Origin of the sequence: Sphaerisporangium sp. NPDC005288 (assembly GCF_040607475.1) — a bacterium.
In the GTDB taxonomy this organism is placed as follows: Bacteria; Actinomycetota; Actinomycetes; order Streptosporangiales; family Streptosporangiaceae; genus Sphaerisporangium; species Sphaerisporangium rhizosphaerae.
The window spans coordinates 265,788-287,096 of record NZ_JBEXGT010000002.1; the positions used below are offsets into that span (position 1 = coordinate 265,788).

At 72.4% G+C, this 21,309-nt stretch carries 18 protein-coding genes; 8 read left to right on the forward strand and 10 right to left on the reverse strand.

Translation table 11 applies throughout. The features are described from left to right. Positions 1 to 10: 10 nt before the first annotated feature. From ABZU32_RS03090 to ABZU32_RS03105, 4 genes are all read right to left on the reverse strand, one after another. Entirely contained in the window at positions 11 to 703 is a 693-nt protein-coding gene (locus ABZU32_RS03090; protein ID WP_354916368.1) for an FMN-binding negative transcriptional regulator, read from the reverse strand. Between the two features lie 86 nt (positions 704 to 789). Continuing rightward, the gene (locus tag ABZU32_RS03095; RefSeq protein ID WP_354916371.1) at positions 790 to 1,932 is read right to left on the reverse strand and encodes an ABC transporter permease; all 1,143 of its coding nucleotides are present in this window, start codon (positions 1,930 to 1,932) and stop codon (positions 790 to 792) included. Continuing rightward, entirely contained in the window at positions 1,929 to 2,924 is a 996-nt protein-coding gene (locus ABZU32_RS03100) for an ABC transporter ATP-binding protein (protein WP_354916375.1), read from the reverse strand. Before ABZU32_RS03100 ends, ABZU32_RS03095 begins: the two co-directional genes overlap by 4 nt. Before the next feature lie 3 nt (positions 2,925 to 2,927). Beyond that, positions 2,928 to 3,740: an ABC transporter permease gene (locus ABZU32_RS03105; protein ID WP_354916378.1), complete on the reverse strand. Its 813-nt coding sequence runs from the start codon at positions 3,738 to 3,740 to the stop codon at positions 2,928 to 2,930. 64 nt (positions 3,741 to 3,804) lie between these two features. On the opposite strand from ABZU32_RS03105, the gene ABZU32_RS03110 reads away from it, so the two are divergent. Then, positions 3,805 to 4,824, forward strand: a complete 1,020-nt coding sequence (locus ABZU32_RS03110; protein ID WP_354916380.1) for a winged helix-turn-helix transcriptional regulator — start codon at positions 3,805 to 3,807, stop codon at positions 4,822 to 4,824. Positions 4,825 to 4,931: 107 nt separating this feature from the next. After that, entirely contained in the window at positions 4,932 to 6,581 is a 1,650-nt protein-coding gene (gene pgm, locus ABZU32_RS03115) for a phosphoglucomutase (alpha-D-glucose-1,6-bisphosphate-dependent) (RefSeq protein WP_354916383.1), read from the forward strand. Between the two features lie 200 nt (positions 6,582 to 6,781). Here pgm and ABZU32_RS03120 read toward each other — a convergent pair whose 3' ends face one another. Next, positions 6,782 to 7,429 carry a hypothetical protein gene (locus tag ABZU32_RS03120; protein ID WP_354916386.1) on the reverse strand — a complete coding sequence of 216 codons (648 nt, stop codon included), beginning with the start codon at positions 7,427 to 7,429 and terminating at the stop codon, positions 6,782 to 6,784. Positions 7,430 to 7,601: 172 nt separating this feature from the next. Here ABZU32_RS03120 and ABZU32_RS03125 point away from each other — a divergent pair, with 172 nt between their 5' ends. Both ABZU32_RS03125 and ABZU32_RS03130 read left to right on the forward strand, forming a co-directional pair. Beyond that, positions 7,602 to 8,321, forward strand: coding sequence for a response regulator transcription factor (locus ABZU32_RS03125; RefSeq protein ID WP_354916389.1), 720 nt, complete (start codon positions 7,602 to 7,604; stop codon positions 8,319 to 8,321). A gap of 10 nt (positions 8,322 to 8,331) precedes the next feature. Continuing rightward, positions 8,332 to 10,230, forward strand: a complete 1,899-nt coding sequence (locus tag ABZU32_RS03130) for a HAMP domain-containing sensor histidine kinase (RefSeq protein ID WP_354916392.1) — start codon at positions 8,332 to 8,334, stop codon at positions 10,228 to 10,230. Between the two features lie 135 nt (positions 10,231 to 10,365). On the opposite strand, the gene ABZU32_RS03135 is transcribed toward ABZU32_RS03130, so the two are convergent. The 5 genes from ABZU32_RS03135 to ABZU32_RS03155 form a co-directional block, all read right to left on the reverse strand. Continuing rightward, complete coding sequence (locus ABZU32_RS03135; protein ID WP_354841707.1) at positions 10,366 to 11,043, reverse strand: uracil-DNA glycosylase; 678 nt, start codon at positions 11,041 to 11,043, stop codon at positions 10,366 to 10,368. 103 nt (positions 11,044 to 11,146) lie between these two features. Then, positions 11,147 to 12,049 carry a carbohydrate ABC transporter permease gene (locus tag ABZU32_RS03140; protein WP_354916395.1) on the reverse strand — a complete coding sequence of 301 codons (903 nt, stop codon included), beginning with the start codon at positions 12,047 to 12,049 and terminating at the stop codon, positions 11,147 to 11,149. Further along, the gene (locus ABZU32_RS03145) at positions 12,046 to 13,350 is read right to left on the reverse strand and encodes a sugar ABC transporter permease (protein WP_354842354.1); all 1,305 of its coding nucleotides are present in this window, start codon (positions 13,348 to 13,350) and stop codon (positions 12,046 to 12,048) included. The genes ABZU32_RS03140 and ABZU32_RS03145 overlap by 4 nt, the downstream gene beginning before the upstream one ends. Positions 13,351 to 13,607: 257 nt before the next feature. After that, positions 13,608 to 14,933, reverse strand: coding sequence for an ABC transporter substrate-binding protein (locus ABZU32_RS03150; protein ID WP_354916398.1), 1,326 nt, complete (start codon positions 14,931 to 14,933; stop codon positions 13,608 to 13,610). An 83-nt stretch (positions 14,934 to 15,016) separates the two neighbouring features. Beyond that, positions 15,017 to 16,276, reverse strand: a complete 1,260-nt coding sequence (locus ABZU32_RS03155; protein WP_354916401.1) for an ABC transporter substrate-binding protein — start codon at positions 16,274 to 16,276, stop codon at positions 15,017 to 15,019. A 132-nt stretch (positions 16,277 to 16,408) separates the two neighbouring features. On the opposite strand from ABZU32_RS03155, the gene ABZU32_RS03160 reads away from it, so the two are divergent. The 4 genes from ABZU32_RS03160 to ABZU32_RS03175 all read left to right on the forward strand — a co-directional run bounded on the left by ABZU32_RS03160 (position 16,409) and on the right by ABZU32_RS03175 (position 21,206). Beyond that, complete coding sequence (locus ABZU32_RS03160) at positions 16,409 to 16,915, forward strand: PadR family transcriptional regulator (RefSeq protein ID WP_354841717.1); 507 nt, start codon at positions 16,409 to 16,411, stop codon at positions 16,913 to 16,915. Between the two features lie 33 nt (positions 16,916 to 16,948). Beyond that, complete coding sequence (locus ABZU32_RS03165) at positions 16,949 to 17,719, forward strand: ABC transporter ATP-binding protein (RefSeq protein ID WP_354916404.1); 771 nt, start codon at positions 16,949 to 16,951, stop codon at positions 17,717 to 17,719. Positions 17,720 to 17,922: 203 nt separating this feature from the next. Further along, positions 17,923 to 20,187, forward strand: coding sequence for an FtsX-like permease family protein (locus tag ABZU32_RS03170; RefSeq protein WP_354916408.1), 2,265 nt, complete (start codon positions 17,923 to 17,925; stop codon positions 20,185 to 20,187). 164 nt (positions 20,188 to 20,351) lie between these two features. Then, on the forward strand, positions 20,352 to 21,206 hold the full coding sequence (locus tag ABZU32_RS03175) for an SAM-dependent methyltransferase (RefSeq protein ID WP_354916411.1): 855 nt from the start codon (positions 20,352 to 20,354) through the stop codon (positions 21,204 to 21,206). Positions 21,207 to 21,309: the final 103 nt, after the last annotated feature.

Genomic DNA, 21,309 nt, shown 5'->3' on the forward strand with positions numbered 1-21,309 from the left:
CGGGCAGGGGTCAGTCCTGGGCCGCCGCCTCGCGCAGAGCCGCCGCCTCCCGGGTGGTCTCCGCCTCGCGCATGGCGGCCGCCTCGCGCATGGCCCCGGCCGTCGCGCGGTCGGACTCCGAGCCGTCGAGCAGGCCGGCGACCACGCCCTCGACGTCGTCCCGGCCGCGGTTCTGGTTGAGTTTCCACTTGGCCTCGATGCGGGTGATGACGACCTCGACCCCCACGATGGCCCGCAGTTGCCCCTGGATGTAGGCATCGGGGGCGTCGTCCACCGACCACGGCGCCGGGCGCCGCGACTCGTGCTCGTCGGTCAGGCGCCTGACCAGCGCCCCGGTCCAGGCGGGGTCGTCGTGGGCGACCAGCCGGCCGTAGACGTGGGCCGTCACGTAGTTCCAGGTGGGCACCACCCGGCCGTGCTCGCGCTTGGCGGCGTACCACGACGGGGACACGTAGGCGTCGGGCCCCCGGACGATCACCAGCGCCTCGGTGCCGCCGCCGGCGTGCCGCCACTGCTCGTTGTTGCGGGCCAGGTGCCCGAGCAGAGCCCCGTGCTCCCCGGCGGAGGGGTCGAACACGAACGGCACGAGGGTGGCGACCATGCCGCCGGGGGTCATGGTGATCAGGTCCGAGGCTCCGGCGCGCCCGAGCAACTCGGCGACGGCGGCGGGGCCGGGGGCGGCGAAATGCCGGGGGATGTACATGGTCACTCCGGGCGTCGCGGGTGGTGGGCGGAGCCGGCGGCCAGGGTGCCGGTGGGGGTGGACGGCGCCGATCGCTCTGGCCGCGATCAGAATAGTTTGAGGCGTCCCGTGCGCTGGGCGGTGGCCTCGCCCAGACGCAGCGCCACGACGGCGGCCAGCACCAGCAGCGCCGAGAGCGCGCCGAGCGCCAGCAGGTCGGGCGCCAGGCCGGCCAGAGTGCGCCCGTCGAGCAGGGCGCCTCGCACGACGACCAGGCTGCCGGTGAGCGGGAGCACCGAGCCGGCCGCCCGCACCCATCCCGGCAACGCGAACAGCGGCAGGCGCACCCCGGCGGCGAACCACATCGGGTCGTCCAGCAGCGTGTAGAGGAACGCCGAGTCCCGGGAGAAGATGAGCAGGGAGTTCAGGAAGGCCCCCCAGGCGACGGCCGGCACCAGCAGCGCGAGGAAGACCACGGCGTACATGGCCGGGTGGGCGACGTGGACCACGTCCAGCACGGTGAACATCGCCACCATGAAGCAGGTGAACAGCCACACGTTCTGCACCAGCGCGCCGAAGCCGTTGGCCACGACGATGGCCAGGCGGTTGGCGGGGGACAGGAACAGCAGCTCCAGCGTGCCGGTCACCCGTTCGAAGGAGAAGTGCCAGGCCGACTGCACCAGAGAGAAGAAGAAGGCGAACCCGAGCGTGCCGGTGGCCAGGAACGCCAGCAGCCGTCCGGGGTCGGCGGCGAGCGGCCAGCGCTCGGCGATCCCGGGCGTCGCCGCGAGCGGGCGCACCGTGTAGTAGGTGGCCGCGAGCTGCATCAGCGGCCAGATCAGCATCGAGAACACCACGAGCTTGCTGCCGAAGACGCGGCGGTGCTGCTTGAGCGCCTCGGCGGCGAACACCCTGCCCATGTGCCGGGCCGCCGCCACGGCGGAGATCCTCTCCGAATGGACGGCCTGCCCGTCGGCCGTAGTGCTCCTGGAGGGGGTGGCGTGCCCGTCTGAGGGGGTCTTCGCCGAGGGGCTCGTGGGCTCGTGCGCCGTGATCCTCTTCTGCCGGCGGCGGGGCGCCCGGATCACGGGGTGGCCTCTCTCGTGCGCGGGTCCGGGGTCGCCGGGCGGGCGCAGCCCGTACAGCAGGGCCTCGTGCGGGCGCAGGGCGGAGTGCGGCAGCGCCTCGCGTGGTTCGCGGTGCTCCTCGCGCGGTTCGCGCCGGTTCTCGCGCGGTTCGCGGTCGTTCATGCGGTGACCAGCCCGGCCTCGTCGTTGAGGGTGAGGATGGCGTCCTCCAGGGAGGGCTCGGCCACCTCCAGCCCGGCCAGGGTGCCGCCCGCGTCCACGATCGCCATGGTCAACGGGCCGGCGATCTCGTCGGGATGGCTGAGCGAGACGGTCATGTCGCCGTTCTCGGCGACCTCGACGTCGGCGCGGGCGCCGAGCCGCCCGGCGAAGGCGGCCACGGCCGACTCCACCTGCGCGGAGTGCCCGGCGACGGTGACCCGCACCCGGCGGTGGCAGCCGGTCCGCGCGGTCAGCTCAGCGGGGCTGCCCTCCGTCAGGTGCCTGCCGTCCCCGATGACGTACACGTGCCGGCACAGCTCCTCGACCTCGGCCAGGTAGTGCGAGGTGAGCAGCACGCCTTTGCCCTCCCGGGCGAGCCGGGCGACCACGCGGCGCAGGTCGCGGGCGATGGGCGCGTCCAGGCCGAGGGTCGGCTCGTCCAGCAGCAGGTAGGCGGGGTCGTTGATCAGTCCGCGAGCGATGGACAGCCGCTGGGCCATGCCGCGCGAATAGCGTTCGACCACGGTGTCGGCGGCGGCGTCCAGCCCGACCAGGGCGAGCAGCTCGTCGATGCGGGGACGCAGCACGCCGCGCGGCACGTCGTAGAGCTGGCCGAAGTACCACAGGTTCTCCCGGCCGGTCATCCGGGCGTAGACCATGCGCTCGCCGCCCGCGATGAGGTTGATCCGGCGGCGCACCGCGTTCGGGTCCCTGAGCGGGTCGAGGCCGTCCACCCGCACGGTGCCGGAGGTCTGGCGCAACAGTGTGGCGATGATCTTGATGGTGGTGGTCTTGCCCGCGCCGTTCAGCCCGAGCAGGCCGGTCACCCGGCCCGGCGGGATCGCCAGGGTCAGGCCGTCCACCGCGGTGGTGACGGCGCGGCCGGAGCGGCGGCGCACGATGCCGGCGCGGCCGGCGCGGAACTCCTTGCGCAGGTCCTCGGTCTCGATCATGGTTCAGTAGCTCCTCTCCATCGCGCGCCGTTCGGCGCGCGGCAGCCACAGCAGTCCGGCGACGCCGTAGGCGCAGCCGAGGGCGAGGGCGACGGCGAGCCGGCCGGGCGGCGCGCCCGTTCCGCTGGTGAAGACGCCGCGCACGACGTCCATGGCCGCGGTGGTGGGCACCGGCTCGCCGAGCCACTGGAGTGCCGCCGGCAGGTCCTGACGGGGGAAGGTGAAGCCGGACAGCAGGGCGATGGCGAAGAACACGGTGTTCTGCGTGATGTGCGCCTCGCCCGCGGCGATCATCGCGGCGCTCAGCACCATGGACATGCCGAACACCGCCACGGCCAGGGTGAGCAGCGCGGTCAGGGCGCCCGCGGCGCCGCTCGCCGACGGGCGCACGCCGAGCGCCAGCGCGCAGGCGAGCAGGACGGCCACCTCCAGGACGATGGCGGTGAAGGCGAACGCGGCGAAACCGAGCAGGTAGGGCAGGCGGGCGGCGGGCGCGACCAGCAGCGCTCCCATCGTCCCCTCGCGCTGCTCCTGGATGAGGGCCTTGGCCACCCACAGGACGCCGTGCGTGGTGAACATGAACGCCGCGGCGCCGACGGTGATGTATCCGAGGTAGTCGGCCGAGCCGGTCGTGGCGGCGAAGTCGCCGGCCACCCGGCCGCCGCCGATGGCCGCGAGGCCGAGGTGGGCGAGGCCGACGGTGAACACGCCGAGCATGAGCGTGCCGATGAAGTACGACCACGGATAGGCGCGCCTGGTGATCGTCCAGGTGCGGAGAAAGGTCGCCCAGAGGACGCGTGCCGGGGGGCTGAGCATATAAGTCTCCTTTAGAAACTGATTAGTTTCTATCAGAGACCCGCTGAGGGCGTAAAGTGGCCGCATGGCACGGGAACCTCGCGGGCACGATCTCCAGTGCGCGATCGCGCAGGCCGCCGCGGTGATCGGCGACTGGTGGAGCCTGCTGATCGTCCGCGAGGTGACGCGGGGCCACCACCGCTTCGAGGAGCTGCTCGCCGAGCTCGGCATCTCGCGCAAGGTGCTGACCGAACGGCTCCGGCACCTCGTCGAGCACCAGGTGCTCGACCGGCGCCCCTACCAGAGCGGCCCGGCGCGGTACGAGTACGTCCTGACCGGCACCGGGCGGGCGCTCGCGCCGGTGCTCATCTCGATGCAGGACTGGGCCGACCGCTGGCTGCTCGCCGACGGCGCCCTCACCGGCACCGCCGAGCCCGACAGCGCCGAGGCCGGCCGCGTCCACGGCTTGCTCGGCTCCCGCGTCCCCGACCCGCTCGCTCTCCCTGCCACCCTCCCGCCGCCGGACGCCCGGGTGCCCGCGGGCGCGTCCGGGAGGCCCGGCGGTGAGACGTCCCCGGTGCCGGCGGGTGCGTCCGGGAAGCCTGGAGGTGAGGCGTCCCCGGCGCCGCTGGACGTGGTGGCGGACGCCGCGGCCACGGTGCTGTTCGCCTATCCGGCGACCGGCGTTCCCGCGCCGCTGCCGCCCTACTGGGGCTCGCTGCCGGGCGCGGTCGGCTGCACGCTGGAGAACCGGCTGTTCCGCGACGTCCAGCCGGCCTTCGCCGCCGAGGGCGTCGCCGTCCACGGCGTCAGCACCCAGCGCCCCGACGAGCAGGAGGCCTTCGCGCGGGCCGAGGGGCTGACCTTCCCGCTGCTGTCGGACATGGACGCGCAGTTCGCCGCGGCGCTGCGGCTGCCGACCTTCCGCGCCGGGCAGACCCTCCGCCTCAAGCGCCTGATCCTGGTCGTGGACCGCGCCCGGACGGTGCACCACGTGATCTATCCCGTGCTCGACATCCCCGCCGCCGTCGAGGAGGCCGGCCACGCGGCCATGAAGATCGTCTCGGCGGCGCGGGCGGGTGATGGGGCGCCGGGCGGCGCTTGAGTACCATCGGCCGCGAGGCGCCATCCATGAGCGGAGATTCCCGGATGAACGGGATCTCGCGCGGGTAGTGCCCCCCTGACCGTAGAGCGGTGAGACGAGGAGTTCTCATGGTGCACGAGCGCGCTGGGCAGCCGGCGCAGGCATCCGACCTGGTGGACGTGGCCCGTCTCGTGACGGCGTACTACAGCCTGCGCCCCGACCCCGGCCGCGCGGAGCAGCGGGTCTCCTTCGGCACCTCGGGTCACCGCGGGTCCTCACTGGCCACGGCCTTCAACGAGGAGCACATCCTGGCCACCAGCCAGGCCATCTGCGAGTACCGCGCGGCACAGGGCACCGACGGCCCGCTCTTCCTCGGCATCGACACCCACGCGCTCTCCGAGCCCGCCCGGGTCTCGGCCCTGGAGGTCTTCGCCGCCAACGGCGTGACCGTCCTGATCGACGACCGGGACGGCTACACCCCGACGCCCGCGGTGTCGCACGCCATCCTCACCCACAACCGCGGCCGCACCTCCGGCCTGGCCGACGGCGTGGTGGTCACCCCGTCCCACAACCCGCCCGCCGACGGCGGCTACAAGTACAACCCGCCGAGCGGCGGCCCCGCCGACACCGACGCCACCTCCTGGATCCAGGACCGGGCGAACGCCCTGATCGCCGACGGACTGAAGGAGGTCCGCAGGATCCCCTACACGCGGGCCCTGGCCGCCGACACCACCGGGCGGTACGACTTCCTCGGCGCGTACGTCGACGACCTGCCCTCGGTGATCGACGTCGAGGCGATCCGCGGCGCGTCGGTGCGCATCGGCGCCGACCCGCTGGGCGGCGCCAGCGTCGCGTACTGGGGCGAGATCGCCGATCGGCACGGGCTCGACCTCACCGTGGTCAACCCCGAGGTCGACCCGGCCTGGCGGTTCATGACGCTCGACTGGGACGGCAAGATCCGCATGGACTGCTCGTCGCCGTACGCGATGGCCTCGCTCATCGCCGGCCGGACGGCCTTCCAGGTGTCGACCGGCAACGACGCCGACGCCGACCGGCACGGCATCGTGACCCCCGACGGCGGGCTGATGAACCCCAACCACTACCTGGCCGTCGCCATCTCCTACCTGTGGGCCCACCGTCCCGGATGGCCGTCGGGCGCGCGGGTCGGCAAGACCATGGTCAGCAGCGGCATGATCGACCGCGTGGTGGCCGACCTCGGCCGTGAGCTGTACGAGGTGCCGGTCGGCTTCAAGTGGTTCGTCGGCGGGCTGCTCGACGGCTCGCTCGGCTTCGGCGGCGAGGAGAGCGCCGGCGCGTCCTTCCTGCGGCGCGACGGCTCGGTCTGGACCACCGACAAGGACGGCATCATCCTGGCGCTGCTGGCCTCGGAGATCGTCGCGGTGACCGGCCGGTCCCCGAGCGAGCACTACGCCGACCTGACCGCCCGGTTCGGCGACCCGGCGTACGCGCGGGTGGACGCGCCCGCCACCAGGGCGCAGAAGGCCGTGCTCGCCCGGCTGTCGGCCGGCGACGTCACGGCGGACACGCTCGCCGGCGCCCCCGTCACCGTCGTGCAGACCTCGGCCCCCGGCAACGGGGCCGCCCTCGGCGGGATCAAGGTCGCGACGGCCGACGCCTGGTTCGCCGCCCGCCCGTCGGGGACGGAGGACGTCTACAAGATCTACGCCGAGTCCTTCAAAGGCCCCGAGCACCTGGCCGAGGTCCAGGACGAGGCCCGCGCCCTGGTCGGCGCCGCCCTCGACCGCGCCACCTCCTGAAGGCCCCCTGGGGGCCCGCCCCCCTGGGGGCCCTCACTATGGCCGGCGCGCGGGCCGGGTGCCTGCCCGCGCGCCGGGGTCACGCTGCCGGAAGCGGCGCACGTCCGGAACGGGTCACGTGACCTGAACGGCCGCGCGGGCCGGAATGATCTCATGGCCTGAACGGCCGCGCGGCCGTAGGGGTCACGTGGCCGGAGGGGTCACGCCGGGCCGGGGGTGATGGCCGCGCCGCCGCCGAAGCCCTTCGCGCGGCACTCGTTCTGGATCTTGTCGATGTCCACGTCGTCCCCGGGGAGCTCGTCGTAGGTCCAGCCGAGCGCGTTGGGGTCGGAGGCGGGGGCCGGGACCAGGTGGACCTTGAAGCCGTACTCCTGCATGCACTTCACCTGGACGCGCACGGAGGCCGCGTAGTGCGGGTTCTGCTTGGGGTCCAGCTCCGGCGGCAGCAGCGGGACCTTGTCCTGGCACGCCTTGCGCGCGGCCTGGTAGGCGGACTCCTGGGCCGGGGTGTACGTGCCGGTGCTCTGCGGCATCCCGTTGTCCTTCAGGCACTCCGCGTACGCCTTGCGGTACCTGTACACCTCCTCCGTGGTGCTGTCGAGGCGGAGCTGGGGACGCTCGCCGTGTGCGTCCCCGGCGCGCGGCGCGGCGCTCGACGGCGCGGACGCGGCAGGGGCCGCGGCCGGGCCGGCGGAGGCCGCCACCGGGGCGGGGCGGGGGTCGCGTGCGGCGGCGGAGGCGTCCGCGCAGGCGGCGGTCACCAGGCACAGTCCGGCGAGCGCCGTCGCGGCGAGCGCGCCGCGCCTCGCCGGGCGGCGGCGGAGCTGGGTGGGAGCGGTGTGATTCATGGGGCAGACCCTGCACGCCGGATATGAGGAACCTGTCAGGGACCGATCAGCTTCCGGTGGCGCCGGCCGAATGTCAGGAAGGTGTCAGCAGGTGGTGGTCATCCTGTGAGCTGCGGGAGGGCCGTGACGAAGCGGGGGAAGGGCGTGGGCCCGCTCGCCTAAGCTCGGCGATATGTGCGCTTATGTCGTGGTCGCGGAGGACGACGTCAAACAGGCCGAGCTGGTCCGCCGCTATCTCGAACACGAGGGCCACGAGGTCGTCGCCGTGCACGACGGCCGGGCCGCGCTGGACGCCGTCCGCGACCGTGCCCCCGACCTGCTCGTGCTGGACGTCATGATGCCAGGAGTCGACGGGCTCGACGTGTGCCGCGTGCTGCGCGCCGAGTCCGACCTGCCGGTGCTGATGCTGACCGCCCGCGCCACCGAGGACGACCTGCTCCTCGGCCTGGATCTCGGCGCCGACGACTACATGACCAAGCCGTACAGCCCGCGCGAGCTGATGGCCCGGGTCCGCACGCTGCTGCGGCGCACCCGGACGGCGGCCGCCGCCGCGCCGTCGCCGGCCGCGCCGCTGCGCGCGGGCGGGCTCAGCGTGGACCCGGCCCGCCACGAGGTGCGCGTGGACGGCGCGCCCGTCGAGTGCACTCCCGGGGAGTTCCAGCTGCTGGAGCTGATGGCGTCCCAGCCGGACCGGGTGTTCACCCGGCAGCAGATCCTCGGCCACCTGCACGGGTTCGACCGCTACATCACCTCCCGCACGGTCGACGTGCACGTCATGAACCTGCGCAAGAAGATCGAGCCGAACCCGCGCGCGCCCGTGCGGCTGGTCACCGTCTACGGGGTCGGCTACAAGCTGGCCGCGGTGGGCGGGCGGTCATCGGGTGATGCCTGAGGCGCCCCGCGTGATCCGGCGAGGCGGCCGGGTGCCGCCGGAGGCGGGACGGGCCGCGCGTGAGGTGCCGTTGCGGCGGAGCCTGCTGGTGCGGCTGCTGGCCGTCTCGGTGCTGGTGTCGCTGTGCTCGATCGCGGCGACCGCCTGGCTCACCGTCCGCAGCACGAGCGTCGCGATCAGGCAGGAGCAGGGCCAGGCGCTGGCCGATGACGCGCGGGTGTACGACGCGCTGCTCGGTTACGCGGCCGGCCACACCTCCTGGGACGGCGCCGGGCCGACCGCGGGCCGTCTGGCGGCGCGCATCGGACGCCGGATCACGCTGACCACCGAGGACCGCAGGACCCTCCTGGACTCCGACCGCGGCCCGCTCACGCTGCCGGCCCGCCCGGCGGCCGTCATCGAGCCGCTCGCCATCGACACCGCCCTCGCCGACACCGCCCTCGCCGCCGGCGCGTCGTCGGGCCGCATCGACCCGCGCGCCGTCGGCCCGTTCCGGCTGCCCGCGGGGGAGCGGCGGCGGCTCCGCGCCGCGGCCGAGCAGCGGGTGAGCTGTCTGCGCACGGTGTTCGGCGCCCCCGCGGAGATCGTGTACGGGCCGAGCGGCCGCCCGCGCGTGGAGACCCACGACGTCGGCCCCGGCCTCGGCACGCGGTGCGGCAGCCAGGCGCTGGACAGGCCCACTCCGACCGAGGCCGCGGCGCTCGGCCGGCTCACCAAGCTGGTCAACACCTGCCTGGCCCGCCGCCGGGCGCCGGAGGTGCGGCTGGGCCTGGACTTCACCTGGACCCCGCTGCCCGGCCCCGTCCCGCAGATCCCTCCCGCGCGGGTGGCGGCGGTCGCGCGCGCCGCGTCGAAGGCGGGCGCCGCCCCGGTGTCGGGCGAGTACGTGCCCGGGTGCATCGCCGCGAGCCGCCGCGAGCAGCTCGCGCCGTACGTGGCGCCGACCGCCCTGCTGTTCGTCAGCAGCCGCGGCGCGGACGCCTCGACGATCTTCGATCTGTCCCCGGCCAACCAGACGCGCATCGCCGGGGTCGCCGCGCTGGTGCTGCTGACCACCGTGACCGTGACCGCGCTGGCCGGCGTCCGGCTCGTCCGGCCGCTGCGCGCGCTGACCGGCGCGGCGCGGCGCATGGAGGAGGGGGACGTCACCGCCCGCGTCGCGGTGACCGGCGGGGACGAGATCGGCGCGCTCGCGGCGGCCTTCAACGCCATGTCCGAGCGGCGCGAGCGGCTGGAGGAACTGCGCACGGCGATGGTCAGCGACGTCGCCCACGAGCTGCGCACCCCGCTGAGCAACATCCGCGGCTGGCTGGAGGCGACCCAGGACGGCATCGCCGACCCCGACGGGGCGCTGGTGTCCTCGCTGCTGGAGGAGGCCCTGCTGCTCCAGCACGTCATCGACGACCTGCGCGACCTCGCCGAGGCGGACGCCGGCGAGCTGGCGCTGCACAAGGAGCCCGTCGAGCCGGCCGAACTGCTGGAGCAGGTGGCCACCATGCACCGGGAGACGGCGAGGGCGGCGGGCGTCACGCTGTCGGCCGAGGTGGACGGCGAGCCCGCGCTGGTCGCCGACCCGGTGCGGCTGCGCCAGGCGGTCGGCAACCTGGTGTCCAACGCGCTGCGGCACACCCCCGCCGGGGGAACGGTCGCCCTGCGCGCCCGCGGCGGGGACGGGCAGGTGGTGATCGAGGTCGCCGACACCGGGTGCGGCATCGCGCCGGAGGACCTCGCGCGGGTGTTCGAGCGGTTCTGGCGCGCGGACAGGTCGCGCAACCGGCGCACCGGCGGCAGCGGGCTCGGCCTCGCCATCGTCCGCAAGCTCGCCGAGGCGCACGGCGGCTCGGCCACCGTCGTGAGCGAGCCGGGCGCCGGCTCGGTCTTCACCCTCCGGCTCCCGGCCGGCGGCTGACCCGGACGAACCCCGCCCGCCGTGGCAGGCGGGACGGAGGTCACCCGGCCGGATGGCTGAGGGCAGGGGCGGTCAGGGGCGGTATCGCCGAGGTCCGGGGCGGTCAGGTGGCGGGATCGCGGGAAGGCGTGGCCGTCAGGGGAGCTTCCACTCGACGGGGGTGGCGCCCTGCTGCTCCAGGAGCTGGTTGGCGCGGCTGAAGGGCCGGCTGCCGAAGAAGCCGTTGCGGGCCGACAGCGGGCTCGGATGCGCGGACTCCACGCACGGCACCGGGCCGAGCATCGGCTTGAGCGAGCGGGCGTCGCGGCCCCACAGGATGGCGACCAGCGGAGTGCCGCGGGCGACCAGGGCGTGGATGGCCTGCTCGGTGACCTGCTCCCACCCCTTGCCCCGGTGGGAGGCGGGCTTGCCGGGGGCGACGGTGAGCACCCTGTTGAGCAGCAGCACCCCCTGCTCGGTCCAGGGCGTGAGGTCGCCGTTGGAGGGCTGCGGGTGGCCGAGGTCGGCGGTGTACTCCTTGAAGATGTTGACCAGGCTGCCCGGGATCGGACGCACGTCCGGGGCCACCGAGAAGCTCAGGCCGACGGGATGGCCCGGCGTCGGGTAGGGATCCTGCCCGACGATGAGCACGCGCACCTGGTCGAAGGGCTGCTGGAAGGCCCTGAGCACGTTCTGCCCGGCGGGGAGGTACTGCCGGCCCTCGGCGATCTCCTGGCGGAGGAAGTCGCCGAGCGTCGAGATGCGCTGGGCGACCGGCTCCAGGGCGGAGGCCCACCCGGACTCGACGACTTCGGTTAATGGACGAGCGGTCATGCCGGGATCTTAGCCGCGTGGCGGCGCCCCCGAGTGCCCTTCCCGGCCGACCGGCGAGCCCGGGTGCCCGTCTGCCCCCGCGAGACGGGCACCCGGAGGGCGGTCACTTCACCGAGCCGGCGAGCAGGCCCTGGACGAAGTACCGCTGGAAGGAGAAGAACAGCACCAACGGGATGATCAGCGACAGGAAGGCGCCCGGCGCGAGGATGTCGACGTTGGTCCCGAACTGCCGCATCTGCGACTGCAGCGCCTTGGTCATCGGCTGGGCGTCGGTGTCGGCGAAGACCAGCGCGACGAGCAGGTCGTTCCACACCCACAGGAACTGGAAGATGCCGAGGGAGGCGACCGCCGGCTTGGCCAGCGGGAACACCACCGTTGCGAAGATCTTCCACTCCGCCGCGCCGTCCATGCGCGCGGCCTCCAGCAGCTCCTTGGGGATGCCGACGAAGAAGTTGCGCAGCAGGAAGATGGCGAACGGCAGCCCGAACGCGACGTGGAACAGCACCACGCCCGGGATGGAGCCGAAGATGCCCACCGCCCCGTACATCTTGGCGATCGGGATCAGCGCGATCTGGATCGGCACCACCAGCAGGGCGATGACCACCATGAACAGCGCGTCGCGCCCGGGGAACTCGATCCAGGCGAACGCGTACCCCGCCATGGCGGCGAACCCGATGACCAGGATGGTCGCGGGCACCGTGATCGCCACGGTGTTCCAGAACGACGAGGTGAACCCGGTCGCCAGCAGGTTGCCGTAGTTCTCGAAGGTGAGCTGTGCGGGCTTGGTGAAGAAGGTCCACCATCCGCTGGAGTTGTTGTCGGTGTCGCCGCGCAGCGACACCACCAGCAGGCCCAGCGTGGGCAGCAGCCAGAACAGGGCCAGCACGATCAGGACGAGCTGGACCAGCCCGCCGCCGGCCCGGTCGATGATCCGGGAGAGCATCCCGCGCCGGAGCGCGCCGGCGTTGCTGGTCGTGCCAGGCTGGGACGCGGTGAGGGTCGTCATGCCTGCTCCCTCCGGAACCGCCGGATATTAATGATCATGAATGGCAGGACCAGCACGAGCAGGAAGATCGCCAGCGCGCTGCCCAGTCCCTGGTTCCCGCCGCCGCCGAAGGAGACCCGCCACATCTCCAGCGCGATGACGTTGGCGTTCGGCTGCACCGATCCCGGGGCGATGACGAAGACCAGGTCGAAGACCTTCAGGGTGTTGATGATCATCGTGACCAGGACGACGAGCAGCACCGGGGACAGCAGCGGGATGGTGATGCGGCGGAACACCTGCCACTCGGTCGCGCCGTCGATGCGGGCCGCCTCCAGGGCGTCACGCGGGATGGCCGACAGGCCCGCCGCGATCAGCACCATGGCGAACCCGGCCCACACCCAGATGAACGCGCCGATGATGGCCGGAGTGATCAGTGCGGGGCCGAGCCAGGTGAGCCCGCCGAACGGCTGGGCGAAGTTCGACTGCGGCAGTCGCACCTGGTAGGAGCCTGCGGGGAGCCCGGAGAAGTGGAAGGTGCCGTCGGCCGCCGTCGTGGCGGTGGCCTTGACCGCGCCGCCCGAGACCGCCTCGACGGTCACCTCGGGCATGCCCTTCTCGTTGCCGTCGATCTGGTTGACCGTCCCCCCGCCGGGGGTGAAGTCCAGCCACACCGTGCCGGACAGCTCTCCGGGCGCGGCGGCGGCGGGCTTGGCCTTGGCGGCGCCCGCGGGCAGGGCGTCCGGCTTCATGCCCACCAGCGGGATGATGACCTGCTGCCCCGCCTGGGCGGGCTGCCGGGTGAGCACCGCGCCCTTGTCCGCCACCACCGGCGCCTGGTCGTTCTCCCGGGGACGCGCGCCGGGGTAGCCGCTGCTGGAGGCGAACACGTCGTGCACCGAGGTGATGATGGCGTTGGCGACGCCCTTGTCGGGGTCCTGCTCGTAGACCAGGCGGAAGATGACGCCGGAGGCGAGCAGCGACACCGCCATGGGCATGAACACGACCAGCTTGAACGCGGTCGCCCAGCGCACCCGCTCGGTCAGCACCGCGAAGATGAGGCCGAGGACGGTGACCAGGCTCGGGGCGACGACGACCCAGATCAGGTTGTTCCTGATCGTGGTGAGGGTGCCCGAGTCGCTGAAGATGGCGCCGTAGTTCGAAAGGCCGACGAACGTGCCGCCGTTGGCGTCGTACAGGCTGCGGATGATGGAGTAGATGATCGGGTAGACCACCCAGGCGCCGAGCAGGACGAACGCCGGGAGCAGGAACAGCGCGGCCGCCTTGGGCGAGGGGCCGAGGTTGCCCGAGCGGCCGTAGGCCACCTTGGGCACGGCGTTGCCCGTGGCGAGCTCCGGCGGCGCGGCGCTCGTCGTGCCGTCCTCACCGGAGGCCACGTCCTCGAGCGCGGGATGCGCTTTCCCGGCCGGCGCGGCGGGGCCGGTCAGGTCGTTCGCCGTGGTCGGTTCCGTGGTCTCTTCTGGGGTCTCTTCTGGTCCGGGGGAGGCCCCGCGGGCGACGACCTCGTCGTCGCCGCGCGGGGTCTGCGGGCCGTCCAACCGTTCGGTCACGGCCTGCGTCCCTACTTCTTCCAGGCCTTGGCGGCGTCGGCCTCGAGCTTCTCCTGCGCGCCCTTGATGTCCTTGGGGTCGCGCAGGAAGTCCTGCAGGTCCTTCCACTCGCCCTTGCCGTCGGTGCCGCCGAAGGCGCTCGGCGCCAGGTCGGACATGTCGTACCGGACGGCCTCGCCGGCCGAGATGATCGTCTGCGCGAGCTGCTTGGTCAGCGGGTCAGGGTAGTTGTCGGGCGAGACGTTGCGGTTCGGGGACAGGTAGCCGGGGTTCTTCGCCCAGATCGAGCCGCCCTCGGCGGAGGCGAGGTACTCCAGCAGCGCCATGGCGCCCTTGGAGTCCTTCATCGCCACCGCGACGTCGCCGCCGAGCACCACCGGGGCGGTGTCGCCGGCCTTCGGGAACGGCATGATCTTGGCGTCCTCGCCGACCTTGGCGCCGGACTGGACGGCCGAGGAGGCGACGAAGTCGGCCTCGATCACCATGGCGGCCTTCTTCTGACCGTAGACCTGGGTGGCGCAGGTCGGGAAGTCGGTCTGCAGGGCGCCGGAGGAGCCGCCGAGCATGAACTCCTTCTTGCCGAAGATCTGCGCCATCTTCTCCAGCGCGGTGGTCACCGAGGCGTCGGTCCACGGGATCTCGTGCTTGGACAGCTTGTCGTAGTTGTCCGGGCCCGCGGTGGAGAGGTAGACGTTCTCGAACAGGTCGGTGAGCGTCCAGCCGGAGGCGGCGCAGAGCGCGAACGGGGCGGTGCCGGAGTCCGCCAGCGTCTGGGCGGTCTTGGTGATCAGCTCGTCCCACGTGGTCGCGGGCTGGGCGCCGGCGTCGTCGAAGGCGGGGGCGCGGTACCAGATCATGGACTTGTGCGCGGCCTTGACCAGCACGCCGTACACCTGGCCGCCGGCCGAGCCGAGGCTCTTCCAGTACGGGGTGTAGTTCTGGTCGATCTGGGCCTGCACCTCGGTCGACAGCGGCTTCAGGGCCTTCTGGTCGGCGTACTGCTGCACCAGGCCGGGCTGCGGCAGGACCGCGACGTCCGGCGGGTTGCCGCCCTGGATGCGCGGGCCGAGGTAGGCGCCGGTGTCCTCACCGGTCGAGGCGTAGGTCACCTTGGCGCCGGTCTTCTCCTCGAAGGCGGTGAGCACCTTCTGGAAGTACTTCTGCTCGTCGCCGGTCCACTTGGCCGCGATCTCGATCGTCGTCCCCGCGAGGGACTTGGCGGCCGGGGCGCTGCTGCCGCCGGCGCTGGCGGAAGGCGTGGTCTCGCCGGACTGACCGCCGCACGCGGTGGCCGCGAGCATGAGCCCGGCCACCACCGCAGTCGTCTTGGCACGCATGATGGTGCTACCTCCTGTTGAGGCCCAGAAAGCGAATATCGGATTTTTGGGATGAAGGGATGCGCGGGGGGATCGCCCCCGCTCTATGGGGTGCGAATGATCTCGCTGAGCTGTTGCTTCAGGGTCGCGACGGTCTCGTCGCTGGGTTTCCTGAGGTTGAGCGCGTCGGAGACGGCGCTCGAGATCACCAGGCTGACCTGGTCGTATTTGGAGGAGACCGGCCGGGGCCGGGCGGACATGATGCTCTGCTTGAGCACCGGGAGATACGGATAACGCCTGATGAGGGCCGGGTCGTCGTACAACTCGGCCCACACCGGCGGGAAGGAGCCCTCGGTGAGCACGCTGCGCTCGTTGGCCAGGCCGGTGAAGTAGCGGATGAAGTCCAGCGCCGACTTCTGGTGCTTGGAGTAGGCGCTTATGGCCAGGTTGAGCCCGCCGAGCGTGCTCGACCCCGGCCCGTCGAGGCCGGGCAGCCGGGTCACCGCGAACTTGCCGGCGATGCTGGACCGGGTGGCCGGCCCGTACGCGTGCGGCCAGTTGCGGGCGAACAGCAGCTTGCCCTGCTGGAACGCCAGCCGGGACTCCTCCTCCTTGTAGGAGAGGGACTCCTGCGGGATCCAGCCCTGGCGCAGCCCGCCGACCAGGAAGTCCAGCCCGGTGGCGGCGGTACGGAGGTCGAGGGTGACCCTGGTGCCGTCCGGGCTGAGGATCTCGCCGCCCGCCGACTGCACGGCTTCGGCGAAGTTGACGGTGAGGCCCTCGTAGGGCAGGAACTGGCCGGCGTAGCCGTCCAGCTTGTACTTCCTGCCGAGGCGGACGGCCTGCTCGCGCAACTCGGCCCAGGTCTTCGGCGGTTTGAGGTGCTCGGCGGACAGGATGTCCTTGCGGTAGTAGAGCAGCCCCGCGTTGCTGGTGTAGGGCACCGCGTAGAGCTTCCCCTGGTACAGGGCGGTGTCCACGACCGGCTGCAGCAGCTTGTCCAGGGGGAACATGCTGCGGTCGAGCGGGACGATCCAGCCCGCGTCGGCGAACTCCGCCGTCCAGACCACGTCCAGCCCGAGCACGTCGTACCGCTCGCTCCTGGCCTGGAGGTTGGCCACCATCTGCGCCCGCTGCTCGTCGGCGGCCTCGGGCAGCTCCAGGAGGCTGACCTGCTCCTTGGGGTGCTCCCGGTTCCACTTGTCGATGAGGGGCTGCATGTAGCCGGTGGTGTCGCGCCCGGTGGCGAAGGTCATCGGCCCGGTGCCGTCGGTGCCCCCGGTCTGCACCGCGTCGCCCTCGCCCAGCCCGGCGCAGCCGCTGACCAGCAGCGCTGCGACGAGTACGGGGGCCAGGCGGCGCAACGTGTCCTCCGGATGTTGATTGGGTTACATGCGTGTTATGTAGATGCATGCATGTTATGCATAGCGATAATGTGGACGTCAACGGATTGGTCCGTAACACATAGGTAACGCGAGGCCCGAGGGAGGTGGGGCGTGCGGCTCCAGCTGCTGGCGCTCCTGGCGAAGGAACCTGCCCACGGGTACGAGCTGAAACAGGCGCTCGAACAGATCTTCGGCACCGCCTACCCGTCGCCCAACATCGGGCAGATCTACGTCACCCTCGGCAGGCTCGAGAAGGACGGCCTGATCCGCAGCGTCGACGTCGAGCAGTCCAACCGCCCGAACAAGAAGGTCTACTACTGCACCGCCCAGGGCCGCGAGGCGCTGGACGAGTGGGTCGACTCGCCCACCGAGGGGCCGCGGGTGAGGGACGAGTTCTTCATGAAGCTCGTGCTCGCCCCCATGACCGGCATCGCCGACCGCATGGCGCTGATCAACCGGCAGCGCCGGCATTACCTCGCTATCATGCGCGATCTGGTAGAACTCGCCGAACAGACCGATCAGGACAACCGCCCGGCGCACCTGCTGATCGAAGGCGCCATGCTCCATCTCCAGGCGGATCTCGACTGGCTGGAGCGCTGCCAGGAGGATCTGCTCTGACGAAGTGAACCAAGGAAAAGTGGTGAGTGACCAGTGACCACCGCGCCCCCCGGCCCGCCCCACCCGGCGACGCCCGCGTTGCACACGGTCAACCTGGTGAAGATCTACCAGACCGGCGGCCTGCCGGTGCCCGCCGTACGGAGCGTCGACCTGCGGGTCGAGCGCGGGGAGTTCGTGGCCATCATGGGGCCGTCGGGCTCGGGCAAGTCGACGCTGGTCCACATGCTCGGCGGCCTGGACACCCGCACCAGCGGCGAGATCTGGATCGACGGCCGGCGCGCCGACACCCTCAACGAGAGCGCCTGGGCCATCCTGCGCCGCCAGAAGATCGGCTTCGTCTTCCAGTTCTTCAACCTCGTCGACAACATGACCGTCGCCGACAACGTCGAGCTCCCCGCCCTGCTGGCCGGCGCGTCCCCCAAGCACGCGCGCGAGCGCAGGGAGTACCTCCTGTGCGAGCTGAACCTCACCGACAAGGCCGACTCCGCGCCGGGCCGGCTGTCCGGCGGCGAGCAGCAGCGCGTCGCCCTCGCCCGCGCGCTCGCCAACCAGCCGCAGGTCCTGCTGGCCGACGAGCCCACCGGCAACCTCGACAGCCGCAACACCCGCGACGTTCTGCGCCTGCTCGGCCAGGTCCACCGGCAGGGCCAGACGATCGTCATGGTCACCCATGACGCCCGCGTCGCCGGCCTGGCCGACCGGGTCGTCACCCTCTTGGACGGCCAGGTCGTCGACGACGGCGCCATCGCCCCGGTGCGCCGCCGCAAGGGCGGCCCCGGCGACGTCGTGGAGCTGCGCGGATGAGGCGTGCTCATGGCGCTCGCTGCGCTCGCGCGGGGCGAAGCCGCCCTTCAGCCGGCGCTCTTCAGTCGTCAGCCGGAAGCGCTCGTTCCTCGCACTTCCGGCTTCCTCCCTCAGAGCACCGGCGCGGCTTCGCCCGAGTGGGCGAGCGATATGAACACGGCTGAGGGGCGATCGCGCTCGCTTCGCCCGAGTGAGCCGGTGCTATGAATACTGCCGAGAGGCGGTGGATCAGGGCCGATCTGCGGGCGCGGCGGGCGCAGGCGGTGCTCACCGTGCTGGTGGTCGCCGGCATCGTCACCGCGCTCATCACCGCCGCCACCCTGCTGGAGGACGGCACCAACCCCTGGCGGGGCCTGTTCACGCGGGGCAACGGCGCGCACGTCTGGCTGCACACCAGGGACGCCCCGGACCCGGCGGCGCTCAAGGCGCTGGACGGCGTCACCGACGTGGCGGGCCCGTACCGCAGCGCGCCGGCGACGCTCGTCCAGGGCGGGAAGAAGACGCCCGTCGCTCTGCAGGAGATGAGCGCCGTCCTGCCCTCGGTGGGCCGGCCCGTCCTGCGGGAGGGCCGCTGGCTCGACCCGGGAGACGCCAACGGCGTGGTCGTCGAGCGCTCCTTCGCCCGCGCGGCCGGGCTGCGCACCGGCGGCCCTTTCACGGTCATCGGCCTGAACGGCGCCACGCACGGCCTGCGGGTGATCGGGCTGGCCGAGAGCGGCGACCAGGGCTTCTACCCCGAATGGACGCCGGGCGTCGCCTGGACCCTGGCCGCGACGCTGGAGCAGGTCGAGCCGGCGCTCGGCCGCAGCGAGTCGGTGACCGGCCTTCGCCTGGCCGACCCGGACGACACCTCGCTCATCGTCCAGCGCACGATCACCGAGCTGGCCGGCCAGGTGCAACGCGTGTCGACCTGGCGCGAGGTACAGGCGTCGATGGAGCTGGACAACCGGCTGCTGGGCGTTCTGCTGGCGCTGTTCGGCGTCGCCGGGCTGGTGGCGGCGGCGCTGGCCATCGCGAACGCGACCGGCGCGCGGGTGCTCACCCAGCGGCGCGACATCGCGACGCTCAAATCCCTGGGGTTCACCCGCCGCCAGGTCGTCCGCATGCTCGTCGTCGAGCACGGCACGCTGGGGATGGCCGGCATCGCGGCCGGGGTGCTGATCGGCCGGCTGATCACCGCCTACGCGCTGGCGGACACGGTGGTGGTGCCGCTGTCCTCGGCGCCGCTGCTGGCGATCGCCTTCGGCACGGCGCTGGTGGTGCTGGTCGCGGTCTGGCTGCCCGCCTGGCGCGGCGGCCGCACGCCGCCGCTCCCGGCCGCGCCGGTGACCCCGCCGCGCGGCCATCTGTCGCGCATGGCCCGCCTGGCGCTGCTGGTACGGCTGCCGCCGGCGCTGGTGCTCGGAGCCAGAGATGCCTTCACCCGCAGGCTGCCGGCGCTGCTGACGGCGTTCGGGCTGGCCATCCCGATGATGCTGATCACCATCGGCCTCGGCGTCTGGGCGACGCTGGACGGCTTCAAGGCCCATCCGGAACAGGTCGGCCAGGCCGCCGTCCTGACCGTCCGGCCGGGGAGCGTGCCCGCGACGGACGCCGGCCGGCGCGCGCTGGCCGACGCCGACGTGGTGGCGGCCTATCCGGGGACGGAGGTCGACGCGCTGGTCCCCGGGCAGACGCGCACGGTGCGCACCCGCGCGCTCGGCACGGTCACCGACCCCTACCCGTACTCGGTGGTCGAGGGCCGGCTGTACCGCGACCGGGGCGAGGCCGTGGCCGGGCAGGGCCTGCTCGACCTGCTGCACGTGCGCATCGGCGACCGCACCCGGCTGACCATCGGCGGCACCCCGCTGATCGTCCGCATCGTCGGGCGGGTGCTGGAGCCCGAGCAGGACGGCGAGGTGCTCTCGGTGCCGCTGGACACCCTGGCGCCCAAGGACGCGCTGCCGCCGCAGTACTACAGCCTGGCGCTGCGGCACGGCGCCGACCCGGCCGGCGTGCGCGCCCGCCTGCAGGAACAGGGCCTTGAGGTGTCGCAGGCGGTGAACCCGGCCGACCGGCTGTCGGTGATCCGGGTGATCATCGTGGCGCTCGTCGCGGTGCTGGCGTTGCTGGGGCTGGCCAACCTGCTGACGGCGAGCGCCGTGGGGCTGCGCGACCACGCCCGGGACCTGGCGGTGCTGAAGGCCATGGGCCTGACCCCACGCCAGGTCATGGGCACGCTGGTCACCGGAACAGGGTTGTTGGTGGCGCTCGGGGTCGGCGTGGGCGCGGCGGCGGGGGCGCTGGTCTCCTCCGGCCTGATCGACCTGCAGGGCGCGGCCAGCGGCATCGGCGCGGGCATCGGACGGGCGCCCGGGCCGGCGACGCTGCTGCTGGCCATGGTCACGGCCATCGGGGCGTCCCTGCTGGTGGCCCTGATCCCCGCCCGTAAGGCCGCCCGCGCCAGGGTCCCGGTGACCCCGCGTTAGAGCGGGTCCCGCGATTCGACCGCCGGTGGCCACCCATTCTTCCCGACGTCAGGGTGTTATCGGTGACTCAGTGGCGATATCCAGATAAATCTGGTTGTGCGCGCTAACATATGCCTCGATCCCGGTGCGTTTCGCGGGCCGGTGGAGACAGGGTGGGGATGAGCGTGTCCGATCGTGAAGACTGGAACTGGGCCAAGAGCGACGATGCCGGGCTGCCGCCCGAAATAGACACCTCCAAGCCGAGTATCGCCCGTGTTTACGATTTCTTCCTGGGCGGCAAGGACAACTTCGCCGTCGACCGGCAGATCGGCGAGATGACGCTGAGCATCGTCCCCGACGCGAAAGAGGCCGGCCAGGCCAACCGGCGGTTCCTGCGACGGGCCGTGCACTACTTGGCCGCAGAAGAGGGCATCCGCCAGTTCATCGATCTCGGATCCGGCCTGCCCACCCAGGGCAACGTCCACCAGATCGCCCAGGAGGTCGACCCGGCGGCGCGCGTGGTCTACGTGGACAACGACCCGATCGTCCTCGCGCACGGCCGGGCACTGCTGGCCACCAACGACACCACCACCGTCATCCAGGCCGACGTCCGTGAGCCGGAGGCGATCTACGCCAACGCCACGCTGCAAAGGTTCATCGACTTCAGCGAGCCGGTCGGCCTGCTGATGTTCAGCATCCTGCACCACCTGAACGACGACGAGGACCCGTGGAGCATCGCCGCCCGGCTGCGCGACCCGCTCCCGTCGGGCAGCTTCCTGGCCATGTCGAACTTCTTCGACGCGCAGGACGAGCATCCTGAGTCGCACAAGCAGGCCGAGGTCATGGAGAAGGTCTTCAACGAGCACCTGGGCACCGGAAGGTGGCGCACCCGCGAGGAGCTCATGGGCTTCATCGGCGACTTCGAGCTGCTGGAGCCCGGCCTGGTGCCGCTCGCGGACTGGCGCGCCGAACCCGGGGAGTCCTGGGAGCGCTCGGCCACCTACTACACCTTCAGCGGCGCCGTCGCCCGCAAGCCGTAACCCGCCGCATCCTGGGACGAAGCCGGCGCCCTCGCGCCGGCTTCTTCTTCGACGATCGCGGGGCCGGAGCCGTCACCCCGCGGGCCCGGCGCCCGAGGCCGGT